Below are 4,706 nucleotides of genomic sequence, written 5' to 3'. Positions count from 1 at the left end.
GACAACCATGGTGCCCTTGTCAGGACCATCAGGTGCCCACGACCCCACGTCCGGGCTCACCTTCGAGCCAGGTACAAACAGCTGCGCGACCTGGTCACGCGCCTCGGCACTGGCCTTGCTCGAAACAAGCGCCACAGGGTCGGTTGCGAGTCCTTCAAGGGCGGCAGCCACCTGCTTGGCCTGTTCCTGAGACGGAGCATTGCTGCCGCAGGCCACCAGGCACAGCACCAGTGTCAAAGCCGCTCCGGCTGAAAGAAAGGTCCTAGTTGTCTTCACGATGATCCTCGTCTCAGTAACACACGGCCAGTCCTCGCCAAGCGGCGACCCAACGCCATCGGCCAAGACACCCGAAACCAGTTCCGATGCCGTTCTCCGAGTGGCCGCCTTTGCCCAGGACGCCGTCGCCGTCACCCTGGATGGGGTTGGGGAAAGGCAAAAATCCTGCCTTGCGGCTGTCGATCACTTTTCTCTTTGGCTCAGGGCTTGCCACACGACACTGCACATGCAATACCGTAGTCCAGATGCCATTCACCAGACCGTTCCACTTCCGGGCGCATCGAACCAGGTCTCAACGCGCCGCACTTACGCGAGCAAACATGCGCAAAGGCTGGCCCCGCGCGGCCCGGGTATGGCGCAGTCTTGGTAGACCGGCCACCGAAGCTCAACGGCTCCACTTGGCTACAATCGGTCTAGCCGTTGGCGATGCCTGCTCGGGCGGGCTCTTCAGCCCATCGCGTAGTCCCATAGTCGCAGCGAAGAGGTAGGTTCTGTGCCAGCCGCGTCACCTGCCCCAACCGCCCGGCGAATCCAGGGTTTCGAGCCGATCCAGTCGCTTGGGCGAGGCGGATTTGCCGAGGTCTTCCTCTACCAGCAGGACAGTCCCAGGCGAAAGACCGCACTAAAAGTTTCTTACCGCTAAGGCCGTTAGTCACGAAGCGGTTGAGCGGCTACGGGTCGAGGCGGACACGGTGGCTGAGCTTTCGGCCCACCCACACGTTGTGACGGTCTTTGGCAGCGGTTTGACCGATTACGGTCGACCTTACCTGGCCATGGAGCACTGCCCCAGATCATCGCTGAACTCCGGTTCGCGAACCATCCGCCGTTCGGTTAGCGAAGTGTTGCAGATCGGGGTAGAGATCGCAGGTGCGGCCGAAACCGCCCACCGCGCCGGTGTACTACACCGGGACATCAAACCAGCCAACATCCTTGTGACCCAGTATGGCAATACAGCACTGGCAGATTTCGGTATCGACGCGCCGGTCCAACAAGCCGCTGACGGGGTGGAGGGCGTGTCGGTGCCCTGGTCAGCGCCCGAGGCATTTGCTGCGCCACCGTGGGCCGGTCCGCAAAGTGATGTCTGGGGCCTGGCCGCAACTATCTACTCGTTGCTTACTGGGCGGGCGCCGCTTGAGGTTCCCGGCGGGGACAACACACCCACAGCTCAAATGGACGGATCGAACAGGACCAGTTGCCTCCAATAGGTCGGGCCGATTGCCCTGACAGCCTGGAACGAGTCTTAGCCGTGGCGATGGCCAAAGACCCTGAGCGTCGTTACGCCACTGCTCTCGCCTTTGGCAGGGCATGACAGCAGGTCCAGGCTGGGCTCGCCATAGATATCGCCCAGATGGTTATCCAAGACGAAATCGATCCGGTGTCGCCAGCTCACAATGACGATGACGCGACAGTTGCGCGCCCGCGCGCCCCCGGCTGACCGACCCCGACCTGCGAATCGGCCCCACCGATCAAGCCGAACCTGCCGAGCTAATCGACGTCGGCAATACCGAGTTGGCCCAAACTATCATCCAGCCCGGCCGTCACCATGCAACCGACCCGCCTGATGAAGACACCGGAGAAACACTATCTTGCGAAGACAAGGAACCAGACGACCTGGACACATTTGGCGCATCGCCCGCGAAGCGCAGCCCCCAACCGCCTCTGCGCCGGCGCAAGACAGTGGTCGCTGCCCCCCTGGTGGCGGCGGTGCTGGCTGTAGCAGTGTTCGCTGCCATTGTCACCTGGGGCAGCCCTTCAAATATGGTCAGCCAGGACAGCAGGCTGGCCGGCCTGCCCGTTACACCTTTGGGGGCGTTGGAGTATGGCGGCATCTTACTGGGCACGGACCTTGTACCCGGCGGACCGGCAGCTGAAGGCGACGACGTGGTCACTGTCGCTATCTACACCGACTTCATGAGTCATTCGTGCGGCAACTTCGAAAAGCAGTTCGAAAAGGAGCTGTCAAGCCTAGCCCAAGACGGCCAGATCCAGCTTGAGTATCACATCGTTGCTCTGGGGGACGGATCCCATAACGCCGACCGCTTTTCGACCCGTGCCGCCATGGCCGCCGCCGCCGTGGCCAAACATGATCCGGCCAACTTCCTGCCCTTCGTCATGGCCATGTTTGATGCCCAGCCAACAGAAGGCCAAGACACCCGCTCAGACGGGCAGATTGCCACAACCGCCAAGAACGCCGGTGTCAGCCAGGCCGCCCTTGACAAGCTAGCCGACCCAGTATTTGAAACCTGGGTGACCTACACCAGCGAGCTGTTTATGTGGGGCGTCCAGCCAGCAGTCCCAGCCATCTTCATGGGCCTGACCAGCGGTAACAAGCGACAGGAGTTCATGTCATACGGATGGGTTGGCTTTGAGCTTGCTGTCGAAAAGACGCGTGCTGGCGAGCCGCTCGTGTGGTGAGCACTGATGGCAGAAAAACAGCCATACCCGGTCGCGTCATTGTGACCTTCGGTCGCCGATGGGGAGTAGTCCCCATTTTCGCTGGAGCCACATCCTGGCAGGATCGGCGACGGAGACAATCACCCATTTTCGAGGACGGTGACGACAGTGGATCCTGGTGAAACCCGATTCTGCCCGGAGTGTGGAAAAGCGGTTACCCCGGGGCACCGCTTCTGCATTGGTTGCGGTGGAGACCTGTTCGACAACGCCGTAGAGGCGATCCCCATGTCCCTGGGGGCCGTCGCACCGGACGGGCCGGACCAGCCCACTACCGCTGGCCCCGAAGCACCACCTTCTCTGTTGCCCGCCGGAGTCAATGGTAATCAAGGCCCAGAACTGATCGACGACCCGGACATGACCCGCCTTGCACCGCCCCGTCGCACGACCGCTGACAGCGGGCATATAGAGCCATCAGGACCGGCGCCGAGGCAGCCAGTGGAATACAAGACCGAAGTTGCCACCGATGTCGCACTCCCGCCGGTGTTGGGCGAATCGTACTACCTCCCTCGCGCTGCGCCATCGGCCCCCGGCCGGCCACCGGAACAGCCAGCGGCTCTCCTTCCGAGCTTCCGGCCCCCGGCCTCCGGCCCCTTGCCTGGCCAGTTGGTGCCGCAGTTAGTACGCCCTCTCCGGCCAGCCTTTGGAATCAGCATCAGTGGTTTGGCGAACCTGTTCGTATCAATGGCGGCGTATTTCATTGGCGCCTACGCTAGGAACTACTACACCTCCTACTACTGGCGCTACGTCCCGGACGAGTTCATCTACCGTTTCCAGTTCTGGGGCTGGGTATCAATCGTTTTCGCACTTTTCGCGGGCGGGCTTGGCATAGGAGCTGTTGCTGCGTCCAAGAAATACACACCATCTGTTGTGATCGGGGTCATCTGCATTGTTGGATTCCTGCTTTTCCTAATACTGGCGACCACGTTGGTCGCATCGTCCAGCCCATGGGAATACTACTGGTAGCGGCATATTGGAGTTGGGCTGTGCCTAACGCCCACCTTCCTTTTGGTCCCCGCCATTGCTTTTTATGTCAGCCGACTGCGGTCAGCTCAGTCCAGTCGAATGTGAAATCGTCGGTCAACTCCCAAGGATCCTGGCCAGTGTGGTTCCTCACGATCGCCAAAAACTCCTCCTCGGAAATCACCTCTTCCCAGTCCAACCCCCTAGAGTGCTCCGTGCCCTCCTCGTGGACATAGTCCAGCAGAACTGACGAGCGGCCGTCCTCGGAGATCGTGTAAAAAGACCAGCCATGCGTCTGCCAGCCGCCGCTCGCAGATACCGCTATTACCCCTCCATCGTGAATCGTGAAATGTGTTCGATCCCCAAGGTAATCGTCGCCCAGCGGACGATACACTTCCCCATCGGCCCAGCTAAACAAATCATATTTGACGATCAAGCCCTGGAGACCAGGGTTTTCGGCCCCGATCAGCAGTTCGGGAACCCCATTGTCATCAATGTCGAAATACGCAAAGTAGACACAGAATTCCGACGGATCATCGTAGCCAGATGCCATCAATAACTCGCCGGCAAGGAATGTACCAGTAACATGGTCTCCGTCGAAGTCGTCTCTGTAGAAATCGTTCGCGATGGCAATGCGGTACTGCGAGAACACTTCCTCGTAGAGTTCTTTGGGATCGGTCAAGGGGGGATCGCTCGGCGAAGCAGGCGGTTCCTCCGGGACAATGTCAGAGATCTTCCAGTCCGAGTCTTCGATAATGACGACAATAGTGATTTCCTGTGGCTCCTGGTCAGGCGGTTCCACGGTGACAACCATAGTGCCCTTGTTAGGACCATCAGGTGCCCACGACTTGACGTCCGGACTCACTTTCGATCCCGGCACAAAGAACTCCGCGACCTTGTCGCGCAACTCGTCACTGGCCTGGCCCGAAACAAGAGCCACCGGGTCGGTGGCAAGCCCTTGGAGGGCTGAAGCCACTTGGTTCGCTTGTTCCTGAAGCGACGGGACTGTGCTGCCG

5 protein-coding genes are annotated in these 4,706 nt (G+C 60.3%); 3 read left to right on the top strand and 2 right to left on the bottom strand.

Going from position 1 to position 4,706, the window contains the following annotated elements; genetic code table 11:
- Positions 1-276 (bottom strand): hypothetical protein (locus FWD29_09810; GenBank protein ID MCL2804224.1); only part of this gene is annotated, 276 nt, incomplete at its 3' end.
- Positions 277-968: 692 nt separating this feature from the next.
- Between FWD29_09810 and FWD29_09805 the strand changes: the two genes are divergently transcribed.
- From FWD29_09805 to FWD29_09795, 3 genes are all read left to right on the top strand, one after another.
- Positions 969-1,481 (top strand): protein kinase, encoded by a 513-nt coding sequence (locus tag FWD29_09805; GenBank protein MCL2804223.1) that lies wholly within the window; start codon positions 969-971, stop codon positions 1,479-1,481.
- A 304-nt stretch (positions 1,482-1,785) separates the two neighbouring features.
- Entirely contained in the window at positions 1,786-2,691 is a 906-nt protein-coding gene (locus FWD29_09800) for a DsbA family protein (GenBank protein MCL2804222.1), read from the top strand.
- A gap of 474 nt (positions 2,692-3,165) precedes the next feature.
- A complete protein-coding gene (locus tag FWD29_09795) occupies positions 3,166-3,693 on the top strand; it encodes a hypothetical protein (protein MCL2804221.1) in 528 nt (175 codons plus the stop codon).
- A gap of 67 nt (positions 3,694-3,760) precedes the next feature.
- Here the strand turns inward: FWD29_09795 and FWD29_09790 are convergent.
- Positions 3,761-4,706, bottom strand: a 946-nt coding sequence (locus tag FWD29_09790) for a hypothetical protein (GenBank protein ID MCL2804220.1), incomplete at its 5' end; no start/stop codon positions are given.

Source organism: Micrococcales bacterium (genome assembly GCA_009784895.1).
Taxonomy (GTDB): Bacteria; Actinomycetota; Actinomycetes; order Actinomycetales; family WQXJ01; genus WQXJ01.
This window is presented reverse-complemented; position numbering and strand designations above follow the sequence as displayed.